The organism is Planktothrix sp. PLAVEN19ND (genome assembly GCF_057220675.1).
Window position 1 is genome coordinate 1,838,980 of record NZ_CM170132.1, and the last position, 26,947, is coordinate 1,865,926.

The window sequence follows — 26,947 nt, forward strand, 5'->3', positions numbered from 1 at the left end:
TATGGCTTTGAGTTATGATGGGGAGTTAAGGTTAAACAGCCGATTTCAAGATCAACCGTCGGATGATCACCCCGTCAAGGAGATTCATAAAAATGGCACTTTACCCCGTAAACAATACAATCAGCCATAATCATCAGCAGATTCATACCTTAGTCAGAGCAATAACGAAAATGCAGGGCAGTTTTTCGCTCTTGCTGTTGCGATGCAATTATGAAAGTTTGCGGGAAAAAATGGTCGCCGAACTCAAACAGGAATGTTCCCTGACCTTCACAGAACTTAAGTTAGCTCCTGGGAGTCAAACCCTATATGGTTCAATTAAGGCCGAACTAGAGCCCAATTATCCCTCAGTTTTAATAGTTTATGGTTTAGAATCTGTTGTTGCGATCGATGAACTCTTGCATTCGGCTAATTTAGTTAGGGAAGCCTTTCGTAATTTTCCCTTTCCTTTAGTCCTATGGATTAATGATAAATTATGGAAAAAACTCAATCGTAATGCTCCCGATTTTACCAGTTGGGCAACAACCTATGAGTTTTTACTCAGTTCTGATGAATTAATTGAATTTTTAGAGGAAAAAGTTTCATCGGTTTTTACAACGGTTTTAGAAGCAGGTTCAGAACGATTTTTACCCACAACTAATATTTTAGGCTCGGAATCAGGAACCGAACTGCAAGCGGCTTATCAAGATTTAAAAAGTCGAGAAATTCCCATCGATCCCGTTTTGGAAGCCAAGTTAAAATGGGTTTATGGTCGCTATTTTTATGTAAATCAACAGGTTACTCTGGCGTTACAACAATATCAACAAGCTTTAAGATTTTGGCAACAACAATCACCACCAGACCCAGAAATCGTCGGTGTCAATGGAATTTCAACGGGTTTTAAAGATTGTTCTAATCCTCTATTATGGGAAGGATTAATATTATTTCATATTGGTTTATGTTGGTGTTATTTAGCCGAACAACACCGTGGCTCGAATGGTGAACGGGAATGGAGACAAGCGGGTGTTGCCTTTGGACAAGCCATAGAAAGGTTTGAAGTCGCCCAACGTCAGGATTTAGTTGCTAAGTTTCTCAATAAAATTGGAGAAGTTTTTATCCATTTAAAAGATTGGAAAAGTCTGCGAGAATTAGCTTTAAAAGGTCGCAAATTACATCAGGAACTCGGGAATAATTTTTTGATTCCACTAGCCCAGGATTATGGATTTTTGGCGAATGTAGCTCTACAGGATCACGACTGGCAAAATGCTAAAGAATTAGCTAATGTAGCCTTAGAAACTCTGATTTTAGTAGCAAAGGAAAATCCCGATAATCCCTGGATTGATCAATTAGAAAGTTTTTTCCTCTATGTGTTAGCCCAGGCGTTAGAAAAGCAGGGGTTAAAAAAGGAAGCAATTCAAAAATTAGAACAGGCGGCAGAGACGATTAAGAAGACCCTTTTAACCGTTAATTTAATTTGGTTGTATCTGCAAATTTTGCAGATGTTAAACCGCCTTTATTTTGAATTGAAAGATTATCAAGAAGCCTTTAAAATCAAGGAAGAATATCGCAATCAATCAAGTGCCTATGGGTATAATGCCTTTGTGGGAGCCGGACGATTACAACCTCGGAAACAAGCTCTGACTTCTACTTTAGATCCGAGTGAAATCACCGCCAATTTTACCGATGAAATTACCGCTTCAGGACGGGAAGAAGCCATTAAACATCTGTTACAAAGGATGGCGAGTAGTCATCATAAATTAACGGTGATTTATGGTCAATCTGGGGTAGGAAAAAGCTCAATTTTAGGAGCCGGATTAGTTCCCGCCTTGCAGCAAAAAATTATTGATGCGCGGATTAGCTTTCCCATTGTGATTAAAACCTATAATTGTTTTATCATTGAGTTAGAACAAAAACTGCTGAACAGAGGGTTAGAAAATTCGGCTGTTCCCGTACCCTTGGTGTTAGAGAGTGACTTGTATTTGAAACACACCGAAGAACCGGAAAATCAAGATTATACAGAGATTTTAGTAAGGGTGATTGCACAACTCAAGGAAAATGCCAGACAAAATTTATTGACGGTTTTAATTTTTGATCAATTTGAAGAATTATTTTTTGTTCAGTCTCTAAGATTACAAAGGCTATTTTTTGAGTTTTTACAAGATGCCTTAAATTTACCATTTGTGAAAATAATTATTTCCTTGCGAGAAGATTACTTACACTATTTACTAGAAGGAACCCGCCAGGTTGATTTAGAAGCCATTAATAATGATATTTTAAGTAAAGATATTATATTTTATTTAGGAAATTTTAGCAAAAAAGAAGCCCATAACGTCATCAAGAGTTTAACTGATCGCGCCCATTTTTATTTAGAAGATGCCTTAATTCAAGCCTTGGTTAAAGATTTGGCAGGAGAAGCGGGAGAAGTTCGTCCTATTGAATTACAAGTGGTCGGGACTCAATTACAAGCAGAAAATATTGCCACGTTAGAAAGCTATCAAAAACAAGGCCCGAAACAAAAGTTAGTCGAACGGTTTTTAGAAGAAGTTATAGGGGATTGTGGCCCAGAAAACGACGCCACGGCGCGGGTGGTTTTATATGCGTTAACCGATGAAAATGATACCCGCCCTTTAAAAACACGCCTGGAATTAGCCGAGGAGTTAAAACAAAAACTACATCGAGAGCAGGTTCTAGGCCCGTTAGATATTATCCTTTATATTTTAGAAAAGTCTGGATTAGTCTATCGAGATATTGGAGCTACTGGAGAATTTTATCAATTAGTACATGATTATTTGGCAGGATTTATCCGCCGACAAAATAGAAACGAACAAGAAGAAGTCATCACAAAACTGCAACAGGAAAAAGCCCAACTGATTCAAGAAAAAGAAATAGGCAAAAAACTTTCAGAGGAACAGGAAAAACGCCACCAAGCCGAAGCAAAAAATCGTCGTTTAGAACGATTAATGGGATTGATTGTAGGGGCGGTTGTAATTAGTTTTGCTGCCACCTTTTATCTGAATGGTCAGAATGAAGTTAAAGCTAGAGTTCAAGCCTTAACTTCTGCTAAAAATGCCCTTTTGTCAGCGGATCAACAAGATCAATTAGGATTATTAAAAAACACCGTACAGATTGGTCAAAATACCTTAAAAACCAAAGCTCCAGAGGAAACAAAAACAGAGATTTCCCATGGATTAATGCAGATCATTTCTGGGATTCAAGAAAAAAATCGATTAGAAGGGCATACGGGAAGCATTTTAGGCGTTAGTTTTAGTCCCGATGGTCAGCAGATTGCCACGGCTAGTCTTGATCGGACGCTCAAAATTTGGAGCATTCAGGGTAAGTTATTAACTGAACCTTCCCAATTTCCCCATAAAAGTCCGATTACCAGGGTTCGTTATAGTCCCGACGGAAACATCATTGCCACCGCTACAGCAAGAGTCAATAACACAGGTCAAAATCAAGTCTTATTATGGACAACAACGGGAACTCCCCTTCCCCAGCGTCCCATGAGACATCTAGCCGTGATTAATAGTATTAGTTTTAGTCCCGATGGCAAGAAAATACTCACTTCCAGTAATGATAAAACGATTAAGTTATGGGCTTTAGACGGAACATTAATTCGTGAATTCAAAGGTCATACGGATCGGATTTTTGATGCAGAATTAAGTCCCAATGGTAAAACAATTGCCAGTTGTAGTAAGGATGGAGAAATTAAAATTTGGTCGATTGATGGTCAATTAATTCGCACAATTAAAGCCCATAATCAACCCGTTTATGATCTTGATTTTAGTCCTGATGGTAAACAAATTGTTTCCGCCAGTAGCGATCGCACCCTCAAACTTTGGGATACGGAAACAGGTCAGGAAATTAACACCCCGATTAAGGGTCATAACGATGATATTTTAACGGTCAATTTTAGTCCCGATGGTAATTTTTTACTCAGTGGTAGTCGCGATCGCACCGTAAAACTCTGGAACTTAAACGGGGTATTACTCAAAACCTTTATCGGACATCAAGATAGTATTTGGGGTGTTGAATTTAGTCCCGATGGTCAAACCCTAGTATCCGTCAGTGCCGATACGACCGCCCGCATCTGGGATCGGAGTCGAGATCCCTTAAATACGACCTTACAGGGTCATACAGAAGGGGTGTTGAGTGTGAGCTTTAGCCCCGATGGTCAAAGTTTAGCCAGTGCGAGTGAAGATAAAACCGTGAAGTTATGGGTCGCCACCAAACCTCTGCAATATGCTTCCCAGCCTGCTTCAATTTTGCCCCATCCCAGTAAAGTCAACTGGGTGAGTTTCAGTCCGAATGGTCAAGAAATTGCCACCGCCAGTGAGGATAAAATGGTGCGACTCTGGACAAAAAAAGGTCAGTTGTTGCAAGCACTTTCCGGTCATACTCAAGCAATTAAGGCTGTGACATTTAGCCCTGACGGTCAAACTTTAGCCAGTGCCAGTGAAGATAAAACCGTTAAACTTTGGAACAAACAAGGAAAATTGATCGCTACTTTGCTTCATCAAGATGCCGTTTGGGATGTCCGTTTTAGTCCCGATGGTAATACCTTAGCCACATCTGCAAGTTTTTTTGACAGTCCCATCAAGCTTCCCAGTAACGGTATTACCCTTTGGACAAAAAAAGGTAAACAATGGCAACCGACCTTAAAATTACCCGCGAAAAATCCTGTGGCGACCTTGGCTTTTTTGGGCAATTCTCAACAAATTGCCGTCGCTGAAAATGATGTGGTCAGGCTTTGGAAGCTTCCAGGGAAAAAACCCCTCGCCTCTTGTCCTCTGGGACATAATGCTCAGGTACAAAGTTTAAGTTATGATTCCCACCGAGCGATTTTAGCAACGGCCAGTGATGATAAAAAAGTCAGGCTATGGCAAATTAATGACGGTCTTTGGAACACATCGGCTTGTGATCAGATTCAACCGTTAATTGTTTTACCACAGAATGATTTTGTGAATAGTATTAGTTTTAGTCCGGGAAATACCGGAATTCTCGCCATTGGCAAGGATAATGGAACCACGATTCTCTGGAGTTTAGGGAATTTAGACTTAAAAACTCAGATGCGACAAAGTTGTAACTGGCTTCGGGACTATCTCACCACCAACCCAACCCAATTACAGGGACACGACCGGAATTTATGTGATTATCCTATAGAAGCAGGTTCTTCGAGATCTAATCCGATTCATAGATCAGTCCAAAAACCTGCCTTATAGACTGTCAGATCAGCCAAAGGTAAAATAGAAATCAAAGAGTTAGTTCAAAAGTGATTGGCAAGCCCTACAGAAGCTAGGGTTTTAAATATAAAAAATTAGATGGGGAAAGGGTATGGAATTTGCCACAATTAACTTATCGACTCCTCTACAATTAACGATTGATTTAACCGAAGATCAGTTTTTTGAGTTATGTGAAAACAATCGAGATTTGAAATTTGAACGCACCGCATCAGGAGTTTTAGTAATTATGTCACCAACGGGGGGAGAAACCAGCAACCGCAATATGGAATTATCCTATCAATTGCAAGATTGGAGTCGTCAAAATAATTTAGGTAAAGCTTTTGATTCTTCCGGTGGGTTTAAACTTCCCAATGGTGCGGATCGTTCTCCTGATGCGTCTTGGATTAAACGCGATCGCTGGGATACCTTAACCCCCAAACAACGGGAAAAATTTGTGCCTTTATGTCCTGATTTTGTGGTGGAATTACGGTCAGCGAGTGATGCTTTAAAACCATTACAAAATAAAATGAGGGAATATCGGGAAAATGGGGCAAAATTAGGCTGGTTAATTGATCCGAAAAACCGACGAGTTGAAATTTATCGTTCTGATCAAGAAGTAGAAATTCTCGAAAATCCCACCACCTTATCAGGAGAAAATATTCTTCCAGGGTTTGTCTTAGATTTAACATCTATATTCTAAATAATTTATAGTCATTACCATGAATTCCGAAACAGTTTCACAATACGAACAAGATTTTTATGGCTGGACACAGTGGCAAGTACAGGTACTAGCCAACAGACAAGTATCAGAATTAGATTGGCAAAACTTAGAAGATGAGGTACAAGCCTTGGGGAGACAGGAATACCGAGAATTAGTCAGTCGTCTTAGTGTCTTGTTAGGGCATCTCCTCAAGTGGCAATATCAGCCAGAAAACCGTTCTCGCAGTTGGTTTCTGACCATCAGAGAACAACGCCGTGCCATTAGTCGCCATTTTTATCGTAATCCTAGCTTAAAGTCTCGCATAATTGATGCTTTAGAAGATGGCTTTGAAGCCGGAGTTGATTTGGCACTACGAGAAACAAACTTGCCATTAAGAACTTTTCCAGAACAATGTCCATACAATTTTGAGGAAGTTATCGCAGATGGTTTTATCTGCGATACTAGCCAAGACTGGGAATATTGAACACAGGGAGGGGAGTGCCTTGAAAATTAAGTTTCACATTTAGAATTTGGCATAAACCAAACTCTTTGGCGGTTGCTGTCACAATATATCCTCCCTAATCTTCAATAGTTTCTGCTAAAACTTTTGCTAATAATTTAACTATTGCTGCATTATCAGATTTAGATTTTTTACTAACAGTGATTTCCGGTTGGTATTGAACTTGAGTTAATTGAGTTTTAGTTTGTTGTAGTTCGGTTTGCAGTTTGGTGATTTCTTCTTTTTGTTGATGAAATTGGGAAACATATTGTTCTAACTCGACCTGCACTTCATCGAGTTGAAATTGAGTTAATTCTAATTCTTCTCGAACTTCATGCAGTTCTGAACGGGACTGATCAAATTCTTTCTGGGTTTGTTTAAGGTTGGTTTGAGATTGTTCTAATTCTGTTTGGGTTTGTTCTAATTCTGCTAATATTTGATCCCGTTGAGATTCTAACTCAGTTAAATTTTCTGTATTTGCGTGCAGTTTAACTTGAGATTGTTCTAATTCCGTTTGGGTTTGTTCTAATTCTGCTAATATTTGATCCCGTTGAGATTCTAACTCAGTTAAATTTTCTGTATTTGCGTGCAGTTTAACTTGAGATTGTTCTAATTCCGTTTGGGTTTGTTCTAATTCTGCTAATATTTGATCCCGTTGAGATTCTAACTCAGTTAAATTTTCTGTATTTGCGTGCAGTTTAACTTGAGATTGTTCTAATTCCGTTTGAGATTGTTCTAATTCTGCTAATATTTGATCCCGTTGAGATTCTAACTTAACTAAAATTTCTGTACCTTCATCCAGTTGGACTTGAGCTTGTTCTAACGTTAACAAAACCTCTTGGTATTGGGACTGTAAAATTTCCAACTCCTGTTTGGTTTCCAGAAGTTGTTGAGAAATCGGGGATAGGGGTTTAACCGGATGAACTCCATCCTCAGTCCTAACAGTTTGACGCACATAAAATGCTTCTCCCCAAGCGGGATGGTAGGGAGTTTCCTCTGCCACACGGTCAAATTGATAGTCGGTGAGAAACTGATTAACTTCTTTCGCTAATGCGCCACCTTCAAATAGTTCTTGATAATGAACATTGGTGTAAATAGCATCCAGGTTATTCAGGAGTTGGGTAGCACCTTCTAAGGCTAAAAGTTCAGCGCCCTGAATATCGAGAATCAGAATATTAAAGTCACTAGGAGAAAGGTTCAATTCTTCCAGGAGAGTATCCAGAGTCCGCGAGGAAAGGGTGAGTTGTTGAATTTCTTTAATATTGGGGTAAATTTCGCCGTACTGTTTCCAGGGCAAGATAGAACTGCTAGACTCCAGGGAAGTTAGGTGTAGGGTAACGGTGTTGTTATGGTTGGCAATAGCAGCCTGAACCACTTGGATATTGGGACTATCGGCAAAATTAGCTTGTAGTCGTCCGACGGCGCTGGGGTTAGCGTCAATAAGTAGGGTTTTAACCGTATTGGGGAGGTTGAGGCGTTTGAGGGTTTTGCCATCGTAAGCACCAATTAAGATAATGCCGCGTGGGGTGATGTTGTGGTGTTGGCAGAGGTCGGGAAAGTTCAGTTTCATGGAGAGGGTTGCTTGAGGTCTATTGACTTGATTGTCTATTGTATCAGGTGGTAAGCTGTTCATCTAAATACTCTATTCCGAAATAGAAACAAAGCTTTAAACAAAGGCGGTTGAAACCGCATCTACACAAACAAAACCCGCCGACGCGGGTTGAAGATTTCAATCGCCTTTTAATTACCCTGCGGTTGAATCGTAGGGTGCGTAAGCGCAGCACACGCACCGATTAATAAACATAAAATAATATTTGTCAAGTACGGATAACCGAACGTTTTATTCCGTGAAACCGAATCTAAAGACCCTGAAAGTCCCCCTTTTTCGGGTAAACCATCTCTCGTCCCAAATCCTCATAACCACAGCCTAGAGCATCGGTGAACATTGATCGATTATACAAACTCTTTTGGGAATAATTAAAGTACAATTGTAGGATGGGACTGATTGTTAAGATTATGAAGGACTGAAAGACAATGATTAAAAATAGAGGTTATGGGCAAAACATTTGGGATGGATACGCAGATTGGGCAGAATCTGCTGAGAAAGATAATATAAGAGACCTTCAAACAAAGATTACAGGTACAGGACAAAAATCAGAATATTACCCAATCAAAATAGCTAAGAGCCTTGACCAGCATTAATGGAAATGTTGTTCAAGCTAGAATTATATGTTTTTCTAACAAATTCGACCGCTTGAACAACATTTTGAACTGAATTTTCACTTGCACTTGCTTTCATTTCTATGGCGATCCATTGGTTATATCCAACCTCATTTAAAGTCTTTGCTGCTAAAACATGAGCCGCTTTTGGCGAGGAAAAATTGGAAAGCTCAGGTTCAGCGACATGAAAATGTATCAAATGTGAAATACCTTCACGAATGGCTAGATCAATATTACCGTCGCCAAGGAATACACAGCCTGTATCTAAATGTAAACCTACAGATGGATGATTTATGGCTTGAACTAAAGCTAAATCTTCTTCGGCAGTTAAAATAAAATCCGAGCCATAAAATCTAGGTACAGGCTCAATTCCTATTTTCATACGTCCCTGGCAAATTTCGCCAAGTTGCTTAAATCTTTCTTGGGCGAGATTAAAGGCAATATCGCTGTCAAGATTACTACGTTGACGATTTTTTGGTGCTCCAAAAACTGCGACTTTAGCTCCTAATTCAGCAGCAATATCTGCAAGAAAATCAATGTGGTCACACATAATGCCAAAACTATTAGTATCGCCTAATAACTGAGCGTCAGGCTTACCAAAAAGAATAGCTTGCAGTGAACTAATACATAGCCCTTTATCATTAAGTTTCTTACGAAAATCCACAAGCAGAGAAGGCTTGATGTTTTCCCAGTTAGCTATCTTAGTGGGAGCAACTTCAATACCAGATACTCCCAAAGAAGGAAGAAGAGACAAAATTTTTTCTTGCTCATTAATGTCCCAAGCTAGATTAGATATAGCTAATTTCATCAACCCATGCTCCTTGTCTTTTCCAAAAAACAATCTAATTCCAATAAAATATCATCTTTTTGAATAACGTAATGAGAATTTTGACCAAATAAGTAGGCATACTTGGTGTGCATATCGTAATGCACTTCTGTACTTGCGTTAATGCCAATTTGAACCGATGGAAAGTAACGATTTATAATGACTTCTGTTTTTACTGGTTCTGCCGCTAAATTGATCAAAGACACATTAGCTGTTTCAATAATTTCTATATCTCTAGCTAATCGTGCTAAGGGATACCATTGAAAAGATGATTGAGGATTAATAACATCCAGTCTATGAGAATTGAGTAAATCATAGATTACGTTTTTTTTGAGTCCAGAACCAAATAAAGCTGGTAATCTAATGATGTGGTATTTAGGAAAATTTTGTTTAACAAATTCTTCCACATACAAGCGATGACGACCATAAAAATTCAGAGTGTCTGGATTAGGAGGATCATCTTCTGTAGCAGCATTCACCTCACCATAAACATCCACTGTTGAAATGAGAATAAAATTATCGACTTGTTTTACAGTCTTTAGACTATTCAGAAGTCGGTCTATTTGTGCTTTATCTTCCTCTGGATGTTGATTAGCCCACCATTTGACCGCACTAACACCTGCACAAACGATTTTCTGAAAACTTTTTCCAGTTATTTCTGCAATATTTTGTGAATTATATAATTCATCAAATTGGAGATCACGCAACAGGTTTGAGCCAACAAAGCCTGTATGTCCGATAAGTGCCGTTTGATAATTATTCAGCATTTTTCCCTTAGCCTTCTTTATTGTTGTAAGAATAGAAATCTTGACGCAAACGACTGGGTATTACGTCAGGAAGTTTTGAGTCCATTGAAACATCTAGCATTGACAAAATCCGTTCAGTTGCAAAAAACACTGTATCTATTTTTCCTGACATTACATAAAAAAACCTGCCTTCTTTGAAAACATAACAAGAACGATCATCACAGCTACCTACTGGCTTGGTTTTAATAGACAATTGGGGAGCCATAAATCTAAATCTATCTTTAAAATCAGGAACATACTGAGAAATCTGTGACTCCATACTTTGAACTTTTGATAATACAAAATCTTGATCGATGGAATTTTTTACATTTTGTGCCTCAACTGCCGAAGAGCATTGTTTTATTGGTGTATAGGGTACACTAGATAAAGTATATAAAGTGGGATCTTCAGTGGGATATATAGAACACAATGGGCCGTCAACGAATGTTAAGGCTGGGAAAACTTCTCGATTGTCTTTTAATTCATAGTACAACAGAATTGTGGGTTCGTAAAATAGTTCAATAGGTGGCTTTTTAAAATGCCCCCAAGTGGCATCAATAACATAATCAAAACGCTCACCATTTACATAGACACAATTTTCTTTTTCGTCAATATTTTCGACTTTTTGGTTCAAAATTAGCTTTGATCCCAAACGTTGTTGAAAATATATCCTTGCTTTTTCAGTGAGAAGAACTTGTTCCTCACATTGAATAAGACCTTCAATGTTATTTAACTTAATGCTAAGTTCATTGGGTTCAGAAAAATCAATTCCAGAGGCGGTCATGATCAAACGATAAGTTAAAAAATCAATTAAGGAATTTTGCTTAGGAACAGCATAAATGTTATTAACAACAGAGGCACTCAAGTGGGGATAGCGTTCCCTAAAACGCATATAGCCATCACGGGATTGCATTCGGGTGTTGTAATGGCGAGGATAATGAAAACCTAAATGTAACCTAAATTGATTATTACCGGAGGCTTCATATAACGGTCTAGCATTCTTTTCAAATACTGTGACATCCATACCGATGGCACTAAGGGATGACGCAATATGACAGCCATACCAACCAGCACCAATAATAGCAAGGGAATACGTCATTAATTTTTAACTCCTTATTGTCTTCAAATTATATCATTTCTCGAAATTAACGTTAGACTCATTCACCCGACCAAACCGCTCACACATACTCACAATTTTGTCGTATAAATGCTCCAGCGATAATGAGAAATCATCCCGAAACGGTTGACCAACGCGAATATCATCCCCTTGATCAAAAACCATAAGTGGATCAACATATTCACAAGGATACGCATCTTCTCGATATTCTGGACTATCATAGATATGTAAATCTCCTTTTTCCATAAGCACTTTACGAGAAGAATAGATTAATCCAGGGGTATTGGTTATCCACTTATACTTAGCCAGACCAGCGCCCCAAGGGGCCACAAAGAAATCACACAGTAAACTCCAATTAATACTTTCGGGTAAAGAGCAATCTATAGTATTAATTACTGTAATTCTATCGGAAGATATTGTGTTTTTTATACGTTCTGCTGTATTGTATTCTATTTCTGATAATTCTTCTTTGAAGTAAAAACCTTCGCCAAAACTTAGCATTCTATCACCATTGAAAGTTGTATTTTTACCATCAATTAGCAAGGCAATTTTTCCAGAAAATGTTTCGCTTAAGCGAACGATAATTTCACAAATTCCCTTTTCTTGCTCCAACCAACTTCGATTTTGAAATCGCAATGTAAATAAAATGACCAGGGAAAATTTTTCTTTACAGAATTCTTGCAAGTCTTGAGAAAGTGATTTTCTCACAGATGAACTAAGAGAATAATTGATAATTTTATCCGCAAGACTTTTAGGAATGAAGTGATCGTCTACAACAGTAATTACAAATTTATTATCTTTATAAAAATCCTGAAGCTGGTCGGTGGAAGAAACTCGCTGAATTTTGCCCTGGAGATTTGGGAAAATATCTTCCGTGGGAGCCCACATTTCCTGATCCCGACCAACAAACAAATATAAATTAGGAAGTTGGCTAAGGATATTATTTTTGTCCAAGCGTTCCAGTGCTGATAAATCATTATATAGGTTGTGCCCTAAATGAGGATTTAAAAAAGCTAATACCGCCATCTCTCTACTTGTATTATTATTCAATAAGTAAGGTTTAATCAGTTGCCAATCTCGGGCAATCCCTGCTAAGAAAGCACAAGAAAAATCACCAAAAAAATCACCATACAACCTATATATCCAAAAAGCTGTATTTCTGCGAGGAAAGTAAAAACCTGCTTTTCCACCCGTATGTATGCCAGAAATTAGAAAAAAAATTTCGCCATGGGATTCAAATCTATAGCACACTGTTTTTACTAAACTATTGAAACTTGTAGAATAAATTGATTCATTGCTTTGAATGATTTGTCCGGAAAAAGGACACTTGATTTGGACATAACCTGCTAAAATCCGGTTTTGTTGACAGTTATTAACCTCTATCTCTATCCCCGCAGAACCAAGATCAAGACTATAAAGTAAATACTCTTTTTGAATGGGAGGGTAATGACGGTTTAAAAGATGAACTTGATTATCTAGTTCATCAAGACTGACTTGACAAAAAGGTGGGTTAAAATAATCCATTATTTGCTTAACATCTTCCAAAACACAATCGTGAATGAATGTCTCTTCAGGAGCAAACGCCGGAAAATCATGAAGCAGCCCTGGAGTATTCAGTGCGTACCAAATACGGGTTAATATGTCTTCAAGATATGAACGCCATAGTTGAGTATAATGACTATTCTGTAAATTGGGATCAATAAGTAAATTTTGGTTGGCAATAAGGTTTAAATCAGCGTCAAGAAACCATAAGCCACTATTCCATAAAACGACATATAATTCATCTTGTCCTAGCACCAAAATAGATTTGGCATAGTTTTCATTAGAAGGAAATACTTTCTGAGAGTTTTGCCAAAGATAATGAGGTTCGTCTACTTCATTTCTTTTGAAAAAATAACCAGAATCAGATAATTCTAGATTATAGAATTGATAACTCCTCATCTTCACTCGACCAAACCGCTTACACATACTCACAATTTTGTCATATAAGTGGCCCAGTGATAATGAGAAATTATCCCGCCCTTCACCCAGGCTACTTTCATTTCCCTCATCAAACACCATAGCTGAATCAACATATTCGCAAGGAGACGCATCTTCTCTGACTGTTGGACCATCATAGATACGTAAATCCGGTCTTCCCGTAAGCACTTTACGAGAAGAATAGATTAATCCAGGGGTATTGGTTATCCACTTACACTTAGCCAGACCAGCGCCCCAAGGTGCCACAAAGAAATCACACAGTAAACTCCAATTAATACTTTCGGGTAAAGAGCAATCTATAGTATTAATTACTGTAATTCTATCGGAAGATATTGTGTTTTTTATACGTTCTGCTGTATTGTATTCTATTTCTGATAATTCTTCTTTGAAGTAAACTCCTTCTCCAAAACTTAGCAGCTTCTCACCCTTCAAAGTTGTATTTTTACCGTCAATTATTAAAGCGATTGATCCAGGAAATATTTTGCTTAGACTAACGATAATTTCACAAATCCCCTTTTCTTGCTCCAACCAACTTCGATTTTGAAATCGCAATGTAAATAAAATAACCAGGGAAAATTTTTCTTTACAGAATTCTTGCAAGTTTTGAGAAAGTGATTCTTTCACAGATGAACTCACGGAATAACTGATGATTTTATCAGCAATACTTTTAAGAATGAAGTTATCGCCTACAACAATAAGAAGTTTATTATCTTTATAAAAATCCTGAAGCTGGTCGGTGGAAGAAACTGGTCTAATTTTACCTTGCAGAGTCGGGAAAAGAGTTTCCGTTGGTGCCCACATCTCCTCACCAAACAGATATAGGTGAGAAATTTGACTGAGGATATTATTTTTGTCCAAACGTTCCAGCGCTGACAAATCATTATAGAGGTTGTGTCCTACATGAGGATTTAAAAGAGCTAATACCGCGATCTCTCTAGTCTTATTCTTATTCAATAAATAAGGTTTAATTAGTTGCCAATCTCGCGCAATTGATATTAAAAACCAACCCAGAAAACCATCATAAAACCTATGTGTTAAAAAAGCTGTATTTCTCCGAGGAAAGTAAAAGCCGACCTTTCCACTGGTATGTATGCCAGAAATTAGAAAAAAGATTTCGCCATGGGATTCAAATCTATAGCTTAACGTTTTTCCTAGAGTAAAACTTGTCGAATAAATTGATTCATTGCTTTGAATGACTTGCCCGGAAAAAGGACACATTATTTCGACAAAACCTGCTAGAATCGCCCTTTCTTGCCAGTTGTGAACCTCTGTGCCAAGACTATAAAGTAAATAATCTTTTTGAATGGGAGGGTAATGATGGCTTAAAAGATGAACTTGATTATCTAGTTCAGCAAGAGTGACTTGACAAAAAGGCGGATTAAAATCACCCATTATTTGGTTAACATCTTGCGAAACACAATCGTGAATAAATGTCTCTTCAGGAGCAAACGCAGGAAATTTTTGAAGAAACCCTGGAGTATTTAGTGCGTACCAAATACGAGGTAATATGTCTTCAAGATATGAACGCCATAGTTGAGCATAATGACTATTCTGTAAATTGGGATCAATAAGTAAATTTTCGTTGGCAATAAGGTTTAGGTCAGCGTCAAGAAACCATAAGCCACTATTCCATAAAACGACATATAATTCATCTTGTCCTAACACTAAAATAGATTTGGCATAGTTTTCATTAGAAGGAAATACTTTCTGAGAGTTTTGCCAAAGATAATGAGGTTCGTCTACTTCATTTCTTTTGAAAAAATAACCAGAATCAGATAATTCTAGATTATAAATACGATACACTGGGGATACATGGGAGTCTCCCCCTCTACTTTCGGCTAATGGCACTCCCAATTTGTGGTGAGACCAGGTACAATCTGATTTGAGTTTGATCGCCTTCCGATAAGCTACTACCGCCTCTTCCGAACGCCCCAACTTCTCTAAAGCTTCTCCCAACTTGTAGTAAGACCAATGAAAACTTGGATTATGTGTGATCGCACTCTGATAAGCAGCCACAGCCTCCTCAATCTTACCACTCCGCAGTAATTGATTACCCCGAATCAAATCGCTCACAACTCTATCAACTCCAGAAACAACACAAGGGAAACCGCTTCTTACCCCTGTTGTATGTTAATGTAGCTTTACGCACTTGTCAATTTCCCTCAGCCCCGTGTTACAATCTCGCATTGGAGTGTATGTCCATATCTGTGAGTGGATTGGTGGGTGAGTTGTGATGGATAATCAACGAATGAGTGCAGGTCGGTTACTGAAGCAGGCGAATCAGTTGAAGCGGATGGGCAAGTTGGATCAAGCGATCGCACTTTATCATCAGGTGATTGAAATTAACCCCAATTTTGCTTGGGCTTATAATAATTTGGGTACTACTTTGGTTCAACAGGGGAATTTAGATGAAGCTGTTACTTGTTATTCAGAAAGTTTAAAAGTTAATCCCAATTCAGCTTGGTTATTGTATAGTTTGGGTGAGGCTTTGGCTCAACAGGGCGATTTAGAAGCTGCTGTTGAATATTTACAAAAGGCGATTGAGATTAAACCGAACTGCGATAAATTACATAACAGATTGGGTCAAGTATCGGCTCAAAACGCTCTCAAAAGTAAGACGCTTGAAGAATTATATTCACAACATACCGGAAAAGTATCTGATAAATGGTCTTCATATTTATTTGTATATGATCAAATTCTAAAAAGTTACAGAAATATGAATGTCAGATTACTAGAAATAGGTGTTCAAAATGGTGGTTCTCTTGAAATATGGTCAAAATATTTTTCTAATCCAAAAATAATTGTAGGCTGCGATATCAACCCTAAGTGTGCCAATTTGACTTATGAAGATTCAAGGATTCATGTACTTGTAGGTGATGCAAACTCTGATGAAGTTAAAAGTAATGTGATTGAATTATCTAAAAGTTTTGATATAATTATTGATGATGGTTCTCATCATTCTTCAAATATTATAAAATCTTTTGCCAGATATTTTCCTCTTTTAGAAGATGGCGGAATATACATAGTCGAAGATATACATAGTTCATACTGGAAAGAATACGAAGGTGGTTTGTTTTACCCTTTTTCCTCTGTTACTTTTTTTAAATATCTTATTGATATAATTAATTATGAACACTGGGGAATTTCAAAAAAACCAACAGACTTATTAAACGAATTGTGTAGGAAATATAGTTGTACAATTTACCCAATCGATCTTGAAAATATCCACTCAATTACATTCTTTAACTCCCTATGCGTGATTATCAAATGCAAACCGGAACATAATTCTCTAGGAAAACGTTATCTTGTAGGATTAATTGAAGAAATTAGTAAATTACAGCAAAAGTTTAATAACACTTATAATGTGCCATCAGGTCAAAAAAATAATCAATGGTCAGAGACTAACAAATACACGATAAATAAAACAATAATTTCATGTTCACAAGATGACCCAGAAGCACTTTGGGGATTTTATCTGGATGAAGTAGAACAAATCAACACCAGCAACACAGTTGAACTTATATTGAAAGGTTGGGTTTTAGGAAAAAAATCAAAAGTGGAGGTTATAGAAATTATCCACAATCATGTAGTTGTTAAACAAGTTTTTGTGAATTTTCCCCGTCCAGATGTTGCTCAGGCTTATTCTCATGTACCTGATGCTGAGATGAGTGGATTTGAAACCATTGTTGATATAGGTGAACTTGTAGAGCAGGGAGAGTTACTAATACAAGCTGTTTGTTCAAATAAAAGCTGTATTCCACTCAAAAAAGTTCAGTTTCAGGTAGTAGCGGCAGAGAAGCAGTGATTTTTGTCTTTTCGAGCCTTATATCTAGGGGATTAGACTTGATCGCAGGTGTAACAATAGCCTTGATTTTTGATGACTTCATTGTACTTCCATCAAAGTTGAGGAACAAAACCTATTTTCCTGTATCTTTTAAGGAAAGTTATCAAAAAGGGAAGGAAATGCAAGTTGTAATTTTAGCCGGTGGCCTGGGAACTCGCCTCCGAGAAGAAACAGAATACCGCCCTAAACCATTAGTTGAAGTTGGCGGACGTCCAATTATTTGGCATATTATGAAACTCTATGCCCATTATGGATTCTTAGATTTTATCGCTTGTTTGGGATATCGGGGAAATATGATCAAGGAATATTTCCTCAACTATGAAGCGATGAATAATGACTTTACCATCGGTTTAGGGGTTCCTAACCAAATTCATTATCTGAATAATCACGATGAGCAGAATTTTCGGGTTACCTTAGCTAATACGGGAGTTGATACCCAGACCGGAGGACGAATTAAGCAGATCCAGAAGTACATCGAAGATGATCTGTTTATGGTGACTTATGGCGATGGTCTAGCTGATGTCAATATTGGAGAATTACTCAGTTTTCATAAGGAACATGGGAAACTAGCAACCGTCACAACGGTACAACCGCCTTCTCGTTATGGAATTGTGGACATTGATGAACGAGAAGCTAGGGTTTTGAAGTTTGGGGAGAAGATTAAGGATAACAAATGGGTAAGTGCGGGTTATTTTGTCTTTAACCGCAAAGTATTTGATTATTTAGAGGAAGGGCATTGTATATTAGAACGGGAACCTTTAGAGCGTTTAACGGCGGAGGGTCAGTTAATGAGTTATCAGCATCATGGCTTTTTTTATGCGATGGATACCTTTAAAGAATACACTGAACTCAATAAAATGTGGGAAACTGAACAAGCTCCTTGGAAGGTATGGAAATGAGTCAATTTTGGCGCGATCGCTCTGTGTTTGTTACGGGTGGTACAGGGTTATTAGGAAGTTGGTTAGTAGCCGAGTTAGTGCAGCGAGGAGCTAGGGTAACGGCTTTAATCCGAGATGGTGTTCCCCAGTCTCGATTGTATACAGAAAACTGGCATCATCAAATTAATATTGTTCGGGGTTGTATTGAAGATTTACCAACCCTAGAACGAGCGATTAATGAGTATGAAGTTGATACAGTTTTTCACTTAGCTGCTCAAACTATTGTCGGAGTAGCTAACCGTGAACCCTTAGCCACCTTTGAAGCTAATATTAAAGGTACTTGGAACCTTTTAGAAGCCTGTCGTCGGGTGGGGGTAGTCAGTCGAATTGTGGTGGCTTCTAGTGATAAAGCGTATGGCGATCAAGATATTTTGCCCTACGATGAAACCACACCATTACAAGGAGAACACCCCTATGATGTGTCTAAAAGTTGTGCAGATTTGATTTGTCGCACTTATTATGTTAGTTATGGATTGCCAGTTTGTATTACTCGCTGCGGCAATTTTTATGGTGGCGGGGATTTGAATTTTAATCGCATTGTACCGGATACAATTCGTTCTGCTTTCCGCAATAAACCCGTTACTATCCGTAGTGATGGTAGTTATATCCGTGATTATTTTTATGTTAGGGATGGGGTGTTAGCCTATCTGCATTTAGCGGAACAGATGGAGAGAAAAGAAATCTGGGGAGAGGCGTTTAATTTTAGTAATGAACTGCAAATTACGGTGTTAGAACTGGTGCAGAAAATTCTAGCTTTGATGGATAAGAAAGATTTAGAACCTGTTATCTTGAATCAAGCCAAGAATGAAATTAAGCATCAGTATCTTTCCGCCAAAAAAGCTCGTGAGATGCTGAATTGGAAGCCTAAATATTCCCTTGATGAATGTTTACAGGAGACGATAAAATGGTATCAAGATTTTTTACTTGATAGTTCAAATTAAAAAAGGAGTGAAATTAAACCTTATGGGACTTACTTACGCAGAAATCGAATTGATTAGTGGCGATGATTTGGTTTTAGCCAGACGGGGATATATCCAGCCGGAAAATGTCAAGAAAATAACAGTGAATGCTTTAGTTGATAGTGGTGCTTATATGTTAGCTATTAATGAAAGCATTAAACTCCAGCTAGATTTACCGAAATTAGAAGAACAAATTGCTGAATTAGCAGATGGTTCAAAGTTGAAGCTAGAGATTGTTGGCCCTGTAGAAGTGCGCTTTGAAAATCGTTCTACTACTTGTCGAGCAATGGTATTATCAGGAGATACTGAGGTCTTATTAGGGGCTATTCCTCTGGAGGATATGGATGTATTAATAGATCCTCGTCAACAACGGTTAATTGTGAATCCAGCAAGTCCTTATTTTGCTAAAAAATCTTTAAAATAAAGAGAAAAGGAGGTTCTAAGAATGAAATTAAGCATCAGTATGTTTTCGCTAAAAAAGCTCATGAGATGTTAAATTGGTATCCTCAATATTCCCTAGAAGAAGGTTTAAAAGAAACCATTAATTGGTATAAGATTTTTTTGAGTAAACAAGACGATCAAAATTTGAAGGAGATGTAAATTCAATGTTATCCAAATGCCGTTTTTGTGGTAATTTATTAAACCATACTTTTGTTGATTTAGGAATGTCTCCGCTTTCCAATGCTTACTTGAAATTAGATACTATTAATAAGGCAGAAAAATTTTATCCCCTCCATACTTATGTTTGTGATAACTGCTTTTTAGTTCAGTTAGAAGAATTTGAAACGCCTGATCATATTTTTAGTGATTATGCTTATTTTTCCTCCTATTCTGAAACTTGGCTACGCCATGCTGAAAATTATACTGAATTGATGATCAAACGATTTGGTTTGAACGTCAATAGCCAAGTGATTGAAATTGCCAGTAATGATGGCTACTTGCTTCAGTATTTTCAGAAACAAAATATTCCTGTATTGGGAATTGAACCTGCTGCCAATGTGGCTAAAGTTGCTGAAGAAAAAGGTATTCCTTCTTTAGTCAAGTTTTTTGGGGTGTCAACAGCTAAAGAATTAGTTGCTCAAGGAATACAAGCTGACTTATTATTGGGTAATAATGTTTTGGCTCATGTTCCTGATTTGAATGATTTTGTAGCAGGGATGAAGATTGTACTTAAACCCGATGGGATTTTAACAATGGAATTTCCTCATGTATTGCGACTGATTCTACAAAATCAATTCGATACTATTTACCACGAACATTTTTCTTATTTCTCGTTTTTAACAGTCGAAAAAGTATTTGCTGATCATGGGATCACCTTATTTGATGTGGAAGAATTACCCACTCATGGGGGATCTTTACGGATTTATGGGCAACATAATGATGGTAAAAAACCTATTAGCGATCGCGTTTCTCTCCTAAAATCTAAAGAAATTGAAGTTGGGTTAGAGCAACTGGAAACTTATCTAGGTTTTGGAGACAAGGTTAAGTCTATTAAGTGTGACTTGCTCAGTTTCCTAATTGATGGCAAAAAACAGGGTAAATCAATTGTGGGCTATGGAGCTCCAGCAAAGGGTAATACGCTGTTAAATTATTGTGGTATTCGCACAGATTTACTCGACTATACGGTAGATCGTAGTCCCTATAAACAAGGTTTCTTTTTACCTGGCACTCACATTCCTATCTATCATCCTGATAAAATTATCGAAACTAAACCAGATTATTTGCTGATCTTACCGTGGAATATCAAGGATGAGATTATCGAGCAAATGAGTCATATTCGTGAGTGGGGTGGTCAGTTTGTTGTCCCTATTCCTCAAGTGGAGGTGATCGCTTGAAATTTACCGAAACTCAACTAAAAGGTGCTTATATTATAGAGCCAGAAATGCTTACGGATGAAAGAGGGTTCTTTGCTCGTTCTTGGTGTCAAAAAGAGTTTACAGAGCGAGGGTTAAATCCTAATCTAGTTCAATGTAATATTTCTTTTAACCATAAAAAGGGAACGTTGAGGGGGATGCACTATCAAGCCAAACCCTACGAAGAAGCCAAACTCGTTCGATGTACAATGGGGGCGATTTATGATGTGATTATTGATATTCGCCCAGAGTCACCAACGTTTAAGCAGTGGGTTGCTGTTGAGTTAACTGCTGAAAATCGAAAAATGCTCTATATTGCAGAAGGCATAGCTCATGGTTTTCAGACATTAGAAGACAACACAGAAGTTTTTTATCAGATGTCAGAATTTTATTATCCAGAGTCAGCTACAGGAGTCCGTTGGAACGATCCGGCATTTGGCATTGAGTGGCCATCTACCCAAGAGGTTATAATTTCAGACAAAGACCAAAGCTACCCAGATTTTTGCTTATGAAAAAAGTAATTGTCACAGGTGCAGGGGGATTCATTGGCAGACATTCCCTAGTAACCTTGATTACTAAAGGTTTTGAAGTTCATGCCATCACTACAAACGATCTGCCCACAGAAGATAATGGTTGTAACTGGCACAAAGCCAATTTATTGGATACTACCCAAATTCAAAAATTAGTTAGCACCATAAAACCTACTCATCTTTTGCATTTTGCGTGGTATGCTGTACCAGGAAAATACTGGACATCAGAGCAAAATTTTTTGTGGGTGCAGGCTAGTTTAGAATTAGTCAAACAATTTCGAGAGTGTGGGGGCGAACGAGTTGTGATGGCTGGCACCTCTGCGGAGTATGATTGGAAGTATGGTTTTTGTTCGGAGTCGATTACACCTAAAAATCCTCAATCTCCTTATAATGTTTGCAAGAATGCACTTCAGGAGATGCTAAACTCATATTCAGGGCTAACTGGACTCAGCAGTGCTTGGGGACGGATTTTCTGGCTTTATGGCCCCCATGAGTATCCTGAGCGACTGGTTCCCTCTGTTATTTGTTCTCTGTTAAAGGCAGAACCTGCACGCTGTTCTCACGGTAATCAAATCCGAGATTTCTTGTATGTTCAGGATGTTGCGGATGCTTTTGTCGCGCTTTTAGAGAGTGATGTAACAGGTTGTGTTAATATTGCTTCTGGTAAGCCTGTGACACTGAAGGAAATTATTTATACAATTGCCAATCTGATTGGCAGAGCAGATTTAGTTGAACTCGGAGCCATTCCAGCAGCATCAACAGAACCCCCTTTAGTCGTCGCAGATCCGACTCGTTTATTTAATGAAGTTGGGTGGAAAACTAAATATAATTTAGAAGAAGGAATTCATCAAACTTTAAATTGGTGGAATAATAGACTTTTATAAAAATTTTAAAATCAATTCATTGGATACACTTACCAGTAAAAAAGGAAAAGCCCATGCCTAGAGTATCAGTTGTAATGCCTGCTTATAATGATGAACGATATGTTGCCGAAGCCATTCAAAGTGTTTTAGCTCAAACCTATCAGGATTTTGAATTAGTCATTACAGATAATGGTTCGAGTGATGGAACAGCTAATGTGATCAAGAGTTTTCAAGATCCCCGCATTCGATTATTATCTTTAGCAAAGAATCGAGGTCATTGTGGTGGCATGAATAACTCTATCAGAGCCGCACAAGGAGAATTTTTAGCCCTGTTAAATTCTGATGATGCTTTTTATCCTGAGAAATTAGAAAAGCAAGTTAAATTTTTAGATGAAAATCCTCATGTTGGCATTGTATTTAGTTATGCTGAAGTAATAGATAAGGATAGTCAAGCTTTTAAGGGAGAAAGTGCTTACAATGGTATATTTGATCGACCGAATCAAGAAAATCGGTTTGGATGGTTAAGAAATTTTTTCCTCAATGATAATTGCTTATGCCATCCGAGTGCCTTAATTCGTAAACGCTGTCAAGAGGATATTGGCTTATTTGATGAACGATTTGCTTTGCTGCTGGATTTAGATTACTGGATCAGAATGTGTCTGAAATATCAAATCCATATTCTGTCTGAAAGATTGACTAAGTTTCGAGTTCATGAAAGTCAAGGCAGTGCTGGTAAACCTGAAACCCATAGTTTGCATTATATAGAATTAAGTCAGCTTTTAAAACACTATCTGAGTCCTTTAGTTCTTGATCATCTTGCAGAAGTTTTTCCTCCCGAAACTCTCAAACAAATGTACATTGAGAAGAATATTGCAGATATCGATAGGGAAATTGAACCTTTCATTATTTCTATGCTGGAGAATGTTAATCGTGTCGATCAAGATTTAAAACCCTTCTTGATTGGTATGTTAGCATTTTGGGTGGGGCGTCCGGATCATCGAGCATTTGCCTTGGATGTTTTATATCAAGTTTATCAGAATCCAAAGAATGTTGAAAAAATCAGAGATCAGTATTCTTATGATTTTTCAAATTTAATTAAAATCGCTAAAGCTCAAGATATTTTTGGTGTAGTTTCCTCGGCAAGAGTTCATACTCAACTGCATTATGCTAATAAAGGGCTAGAAAACTTGCACGCTGAACTTAATCAAGTTAAGGCAGAGTTGGAACAATCACAAACTCAATTACAGCAAACTCATAAGAAGTTGGAACAATTAGATCATAAGCACACCTTGAATGCAGAAAATAAAAATTTGACATTGCTTTCTCTACAAGAATCTAAAGTTTATGATAGTTCTGTATTAGAAAAAGCTGCTGATGCCTATGTTCAAAAAGATTTGGCTAAAACTATTGATTATTTAAAACAATCCTTAGAGCAAGAAACCGTATTACCAACTGAAAGTGTTTTGCAATGGATCGAATATTTAGCGAATCACTCTGCCTCAAAAGCAGAAACTTTTCAGGTTTCTTACCTGATTGAATCAGCAGAATGGGAAAACCTGATGATTTTTGTGATTGAGAGCCAAAAGCAGCATTTTTTAGTATAGAATTTATAAATCTATAGCAAGCCTAAATCATTCTTTTCAATACCACATTCCCACTCAATATCAAGGACAAGGGATCACGGTCAAAATTCAAGGTTATGAACAGGAGTTATCAAGAAGCGCCCCTGTATAACCTATAACAACTTTTATTCTTCTGGATAATTTAGTTTATTTACTACTTGCTTAATTCGGAAAGTGACAGAAGAGGGATAAATCCAAATTAGAAAGACTAACTCAGGAGTTGAACCTGATATTCTACAGAACCAATCGGAATACAACTGCCGTCTTGCAGAACCGTCTGCAATTGCAATTGAGTTGTTGTTGGGATTGGACTCACTTTGACACTGAGGTAAAAACCACTGTACTCATCCGTGACTTGGGGGTAAGCCTTAGCGACATCAGCCCGATACCCGTTCACAGGACTTTGTTGCAGGATTTCCCCATACAGTATCGCCTGAACTGTGACAGCTTTAGACTTCCTCCCCAAAATCCAGCCCTTGATCATCACAACGTTATCATAAAATCTTTTCCCAACCACAGGGGAATCGATCGCACAGGCAAATAATAAATCAGATTCTGGTTCTCTATACACAGAAAGAATTTCTACTAAAACATTGTTTTGAATCTGTAAAGTATAATCCCGTTTTTCTTTTGTTAAATTAGGATTGTAACAGGGATCATGCTGGATTAAATCTCCCCACCGGGCGTGCATAATTTTCGCTTCACTTAGAGAACGACGTTGTTTTTCTGGGGTATCCTCATAGCCTCGACTTTTTGACTCATGGTGATACAACACAACATGAGGTAAGTAAACATTTCGATACCCCTTTTGCAGCATCTTCAAACACAAATCAACATCGTTATAAGCAACAACTAACTCTTCATCTAACCCCCCCACTTCTTCAAAAACTTCACGCCGACACATTAAACACGCACCCGTTATGGCTGAATAGTTATTAACATTGATAATTTTGCCTAAATATCCGGGATGGGTGGGTAAAAAGCCATGATGACTATGACCGGCTACTTCCCCAATTCCTAACACAACGCCCGCGTGCTGAATCAACCCATCAGGATAAAGTAATAACGCACCCACCGCACCAATTGACTTTCTTTGCACTTGTTCTACCATGCCATCAATCCAGTCTGGTGTGATCACTTCTGTATCATTATTTAAGAGCAGCAAATAATCACCTTGAGCTTTCGTTACCGCGTAGTTGTTGATGCGGGAGTAATTAAACGGAATATTGTACTCAAAACACTTAAATCGAGTCGGTTCTTGCTGCTTCCAAGACTCAAGAATTGATAAAGTTTCCGGTTCATCACTGCCATTATCAATGACAATTACTTCATAGTTCGGATAAGTCGTTTTTTCAAAAATCGACTTGAGACACTGATTCAAGACTGTACCTAGATTCCGAGTTGGAATAATAATACTTACCAACTTGTACTCTCGGATTTGGTAACGAATAATATAATTCCCTGGATAGTTGGGAACTTGAACAATTTGACCGGGTTCTCCCCGCCGATGAATCGTTTCAGACAGCAGCTTTTCAATTAACTGATAAACGTAGGGTTTAGCTGCGATACCACTTGCCGCAGAAGCGGAGTGAATTCGCCAGTGATAGAGAATTTTCGGGATATGGAAAATTTTGTCGGTTTTCTCAGTAAACCTGAGAACTAAATCATAGTCTTGACAACCTGCATATTCTTCGCGAAAACCGCCGATTTCTTCAATTAAAGCACGACGATAAACCCCCAAGTGACAAGTATACATTTGGGCTAAAAATGATTCAGGACACCAATCCGGTTTAAAATAGGCTTGAGTGCGATTGCCCTGTTCATCGAGTTTATCCTCATCAGAATAAACCATATCGGCTTCGGGGTGAATATTCAGCAGTAATGCCACTTCATACAGAGCATTTGGTGTTAAAACATCATCATGGTCAAGTAATGCTATATATTCTCCTGTAGCTAACTCTAAAGCTGAATTTGAACAAGCCGCAATATGACCGTTTTGTTTCCTAAAAACAACTTTGATTCGCTCATCTTGAGCCGCATATTCTTCTAAAACTTTGCGAACATGGGGTTTGGGCGAAGCATCATCGGTAATGCACAGTTCCCAATAAGGATAAACTTGATCTATAACTGAAAGTATTGCCTCCCGTAGAAACACTTCATCGGTGTTATAAACAGGCATGACAACACTAATTAGCGGTTGGTATTTGAGAACTTTTGCTATCTCAGCCATGCGACGAAAATCTGCTGGTTTGGGGGAGTTTTCCCTCAGCCATTGAGCGTAAACATCATCGGAACTGCTATTAAAATCATAGCTACGTCGAACAAGAAGTTGAGGTAAAGTTGTTTTTGACTGAGGATTGTTACCTGCGCTATTTGAATTTACCTGAACGTTTTTAGCTTCTAGCCAACTTTTTTTTAAAGATTCTTCTAATTGTAAGGAAATTTTCGGCTCATTTGGTTGCAGGATCTGTGCTAATTTGTAAAATGTGATTGCGCCATAAATTTGATTTTGTCTTAGTAAAGCATTACCTAATTCAAAATAAAGTTCATAGTTTCGTGGCTGAATTGCTATTGCTTTATGATATACCAGTAAGTTATCAGGATTAAGTGTGATCGCCTTTTTGTAAAGTGCGATTGCATCTTCTATCTTGTTTTCTGCAACAGGTTGGTTTCCTATCCCTTGCCAATTTCCCGCTAATCCAACTAACTTTGGCTCAATCTTGGCTGCTTTTTCCCAAGCCTGTTGAGCTTCCTCAAGCTGTCCCACCTGTGGTAAAACCCGACTTAAACCCACAAGAGACCAAGCCACATCTGGCTTCAACTCCAATGCCTGTCCATAAGCTTCAACTGATTCTTCCCAATGTCCCAACTTTTCCAGGGCTTCCCCTAAATTATGGTAAGCTAAATAAAAATCAGGGTTATTACTAATTGCACGCCGATAAGCTACTACTGCTTCTTCTAACTTCCCTTCTCTTAACAGTTGGTTGGCTTGCTGAAAGACTGTAACCATAAT

Annotated in this window: 19 protein-coding genes; 13 read left to right on the forward strand and 6 right to left on the reverse strand. The window is 38.0% G+C overall.

The genetic code is table 11. The features are described 5' to 3' along the window. The first annotated feature begins 1 nt into the window (after nt 1). The 4 genes from AC2D3N_RS07855 to AC2D3N_RS07870 all read left to right on the forward strand — a co-directional run bounded on the left by AC2D3N_RS07855 (nt 2) and on the right by AC2D3N_RS07870 (nt 6,382). Complete coding sequence (locus AC2D3N_RS07855; RefSeq protein WP_484693277.1) at nt 2-130, forward strand: hypothetical protein; 129 nt, start codon at nt 2-4, stop codon at nt 128-130. Further along, nucleotides 93-5,198 (forward strand): nSTAND1 domain-containing NTPase, encoded by a 5,106-nt coding sequence (locus AC2D3N_RS07860; RefSeq protein ID WP_484693278.1) that lies wholly within the window; start codon nt 93-95, stop codon nt 5,196-5,198. Before AC2D3N_RS07855 ends, AC2D3N_RS07860 begins: the two co-directional genes overlap by 38 nt. Nucleotides 5,199-5,310: 112 nt before the next feature. Next, entirely contained in the window at nt 5,311-5,898 is a 588-nt protein-coding gene (locus AC2D3N_RS07865) for a Uma2 family endonuclease (RefSeq protein WP_484693279.1), read from the forward strand. A gap of 19 nt (nt 5,899-5,917) precedes the next feature. Continuing rightward, nucleotides 5,918-6,382 carry a DUF29 domain-containing protein gene (locus AC2D3N_RS07870; protein WP_484693280.1) on the forward strand — a complete coding sequence of 155 codons (465 nt, stop codon included), beginning with the start codon at nt 5,918-5,920 and terminating at the stop codon, nt 6,380-6,382. A 94-nt stretch (nt 6,383-6,476) separates the two neighbouring features. On the opposite strand, the gene AC2D3N_RS07875 is transcribed toward AC2D3N_RS07870, so the two are convergent. Continuing rightward, nucleotides 6,477-8,030, reverse strand: a complete 1,554-nt coding sequence (locus AC2D3N_RS07875; RefSeq protein ID WP_484693281.1) for an FkbM family methyltransferase — start codon at nt 8,028-8,030, stop codon at nt 6,477-6,479. 401 nt (nt 8,031-8,431) lie between these two features. Here AC2D3N_RS07875 and AC2D3N_RS07880 point away from each other — a divergent pair, with 401 nt between their 5' ends. Further along, on the forward strand, nt 8,432-8,599 hold the full coding sequence (locus AC2D3N_RS07880) for a hypothetical protein (protein WP_484693282.1): 168 nt from the start codon (nt 8,432-8,434) through the stop codon (nt 8,597-8,599). On the opposite strand, the gene AC2D3N_RS07885 is transcribed toward AC2D3N_RS07880, so the two are convergent. From AC2D3N_RS07885 to AC2D3N_RS07900, 4 genes are read right to left on the reverse strand one after another with little or no spacing between them, the layout of a single operon-like run. After that, entirely contained in the window at nt 8,577-9,425 is an 849-nt protein-coding gene (locus AC2D3N_RS07885) for a sugar phosphate isomerase/epimerase family protein (protein ID WP_484693283.1), read from the reverse strand. The two genes, AC2D3N_RS07880 and AC2D3N_RS07885, sit on opposite strands and share 23 nt — an antisense overlap. After that, complete coding sequence (locus AC2D3N_RS07890) at nt 9,425-10,210, reverse strand: NAD-dependent epimerase/dehydratase family protein (RefSeq protein ID WP_484693284.1); 786 nt, start codon at nt 10,208-10,210, stop codon at nt 9,425-9,427. Before AC2D3N_RS07890 ends, AC2D3N_RS07885 begins: the two co-directional genes overlap by 1 nt. A 7-nt stretch (nt 10,211-10,217) precedes the next feature. Next, nucleotides 10,218-11,327, reverse strand: a complete 1,110-nt coding sequence (locus AC2D3N_RS07895) for an FAD-dependent oxidoreductase (RefSeq protein ID WP_484693285.1) — start codon at nt 11,325-11,327, stop codon at nt 10,218-10,220. Between the two features lie 33 nt (nt 11,328-11,360). Further along, complete coding sequence (locus AC2D3N_RS07900) at nt 11,361-15,398, reverse strand: tetratricopeptide repeat protein (RefSeq protein WP_484693286.1); 4,038 nt, start codon at nt 15,396-15,398, stop codon at nt 11,361-11,363. A 160-nt stretch (nt 15,399-15,558) separates the two neighbouring features. On the opposite strand from AC2D3N_RS07900, the gene AC2D3N_RS07905 reads away from it, so the two are divergent. The 8 genes from AC2D3N_RS07905 to AC2D3N_RS07940 all read left to right on the forward strand — a co-directional run bounded on the left by AC2D3N_RS07905 (nt 15,559) and on the right by AC2D3N_RS07940 (nt 23,916). Then, the gene (locus AC2D3N_RS07905; RefSeq protein WP_484693287.1) at nt 15,559-17,130 is read left to right on the forward strand and encodes a tetratricopeptide repeat protein; all 1,572 of its coding nucleotides are present in this window, start codon (nt 15,559-15,561) and stop codon (nt 17,128-17,130) included. A gap of 158 nt (nt 17,131-17,288) precedes the next feature. Then, nucleotides 17,289-18,068, forward strand: a complete 780-nt coding sequence (rfbF, locus tag AC2D3N_RS07910; RefSeq protein WP_484693288.1) for a glucose-1-phosphate cytidylyltransferase — start codon at nt 17,289-17,291, stop codon at nt 18,066-18,068. Further along, nucleotides 18,065-19,048, forward strand: coding sequence for a GDP-mannose 4,6-dehydratase (locus AC2D3N_RS07915; RefSeq protein WP_484693289.1), 984 nt, complete (start codon nt 18,065-18,067; stop codon nt 19,046-19,048). Before rfbF ends, AC2D3N_RS07915 begins: the two co-directional genes overlap by 4 nt. A gap of 22 nt (nt 19,049-19,070) precedes the next feature. Further along, nucleotides 19,071-19,490 (forward strand): clan AA aspartic protease, encoded by a 420-nt coding sequence (locus AC2D3N_RS07920; protein WP_235754180.1) that lies wholly within the window; start codon nt 19,071-19,073, stop codon nt 19,488-19,490. A gap of 181 nt (nt 19,491-19,671) precedes the next feature. Next, a complete protein-coding gene (locus AC2D3N_RS07925) occupies nt 19,672-20,901 on the forward strand; it encodes a methyltransferase domain-containing protein (protein WP_484693290.1) in 1,230 nt (409 codons plus the stop codon). After that, nucleotides 20,898-21,431 carry a dTDP-4-dehydrorhamnose 3,5-epimerase gene (rfbC, locus tag AC2D3N_RS07930; protein WP_484693291.1) on the forward strand — a complete coding sequence of 178 codons (534 nt, stop codon included), beginning with the start codon at nt 20,898-20,900 and terminating at the stop codon, nt 21,429-21,431. The genes AC2D3N_RS07925 and rfbC overlap by 4 nt, the downstream gene beginning before the upstream one ends. Further along, complete coding sequence (locus AC2D3N_RS07935; RefSeq protein ID WP_484693292.1) at nt 21,428-22,333, forward strand: NAD-dependent epimerase/dehydratase family protein; 906 nt, start codon at nt 21,428-21,430, stop codon at nt 22,331-22,333. The genes rfbC and AC2D3N_RS07935 overlap by 4 nt, the downstream gene beginning before the upstream one ends. A 53-nt stretch (nt 22,334-22,386) precedes the next feature. Beyond that, complete coding sequence (locus AC2D3N_RS07940; protein ID WP_484693293.1) at nt 22,387-23,916, forward strand: glycosyltransferase; 1,530 nt, start codon at nt 22,387-22,389, stop codon at nt 23,914-23,916. A 226-nt stretch (nt 23,917-24,142) separates the two neighbouring features. Here the strand turns inward: AC2D3N_RS07940 and AC2D3N_RS07945 are convergent, their stop codons facing one another. After that, on the reverse strand, nt 24,143-26,944 hold the full coding sequence (locus tag AC2D3N_RS07945; protein WP_484693294.1) for a glycosyltransferase: 2,802 nt from the start codon (nt 26,942-26,944) through the stop codon (nt 24,143-24,145). Nucleotides 26,945-26,947 lie beyond the last annotated feature (3 nt).

What these genes read in the sequence shown, in the direction of transcription:
- AC2D3N_RS07855 (WP_484693277.1), top strand. Translation starts at nt 2, where the DNA reads ATGGCTTTGAGTTATGATGGGGAGTTAAGGTTAAACAGCCGATTTCAA.
- AC2D3N_RS07860 (WP_484693278.1), top strand. Translation starts at nt 93, where the DNA reads ATGGCACTTTACCCCGTAAACAATACAATCAGCCATAATCATCAGCAG.
- AC2D3N_RS07865 (WP_484693279.1), top strand. Translation starts at nt 5,311, where the DNA reads ATGGAATTTGCCACAATTAACTTATCGACTCCTCTACAATTAACGATT.
- AC2D3N_RS07870 (WP_484693280.1), top strand. Translation starts at nt 5,918, where the DNA reads ATGAATTCCGAAACAGTTTCACAATACGAACAAGATTTTTATGGCTGG.
- AC2D3N_RS07875 (WP_484693281.1), bottom strand. Translation starts at nt 8,030, where the DNA reads ATGAACAGCTTACCACCTGATACAATAGACAATCAAGTCAATAGACCT.
- AC2D3N_RS07880 (WP_484693282.1), top strand. Translation starts at nt 8,432, where the DNA reads ATGATTAAAAATAGAGGTTATGGGCAAAACATTTGGGATGGATACGCA.
- AC2D3N_RS07885 (WP_484693283.1), bottom strand. Translation starts at nt 9,425, where the DNA reads ATGAAATTAGCTATATCTAATCTAGCTTGGGACATTAATGAGCAAGAA.
- AC2D3N_RS07890 (WP_484693284.1), bottom strand. Translation starts at nt 10,210, where the DNA reads ATGCTGAATAATTATCAAACGGCACTTATCGGACATACAGGCTTTGTT.
- AC2D3N_RS07895 (WP_484693285.1), bottom strand. Translation starts at nt 11,327, where the DNA reads ATGACGTATTCCCTTGCTATTATTGGTGCTGGTTGGTATGGCTGTCAT.
- AC2D3N_RS07905 (WP_484693287.1), top strand. Translation starts at nt 15,559, where the DNA reads ATGGATAATCAACGAATGAGTGCAGGTCGGTTACTGAAGCAGGCGAAT.
- rfbF (WP_484693288.1), top strand. Translation starts at nt 17,289, where the DNA reads ATGCAAGTTGTAATTTTAGCCGGTGGCCTGGGAACTCGCCTCCGAGAA.
- AC2D3N_RS07915 (WP_484693289.1), top strand. Translation starts at nt 18,065, where the DNA reads ATGAGTCAATTTTGGCGCGATCGCTCTGTGTTTGTTACGGGTGGTACA.
- AC2D3N_RS07920 (WP_235754180.1), top strand. Translation starts at nt 19,071, where the DNA reads ATGGGACTTACTTACGCAGAAATCGAATTGATTAGTGGCGATGATTTG.
- AC2D3N_RS07925 (WP_484693290.1), top strand. Translation starts at nt 19,672, where the DNA reads ATGTTATCCAAATGCCGTTTTTGTGGTAATTTATTAAACCATACTTTT.
- AC2D3N_RS07935 (WP_484693292.1), top strand. Translation starts at nt 21,428, where the DNA reads ATGAAAAAAGTAATTGTCACAGGTGCAGGGGGATTCATTGGCAGACAT.
- AC2D3N_RS07940 (WP_484693293.1), top strand. Translation starts at nt 22,387, where the DNA reads ATGCCTAGAGTATCAGTTGTAATGCCTGCTTATAATGATGAACGATAT.
- AC2D3N_RS07945 (WP_484693294.1), bottom strand. Translation starts at nt 26,944, where the DNA reads ATGGTTACAGTCTTTCAGCAAGCCAACCAACTGTTAAGAGAAGGGAAG.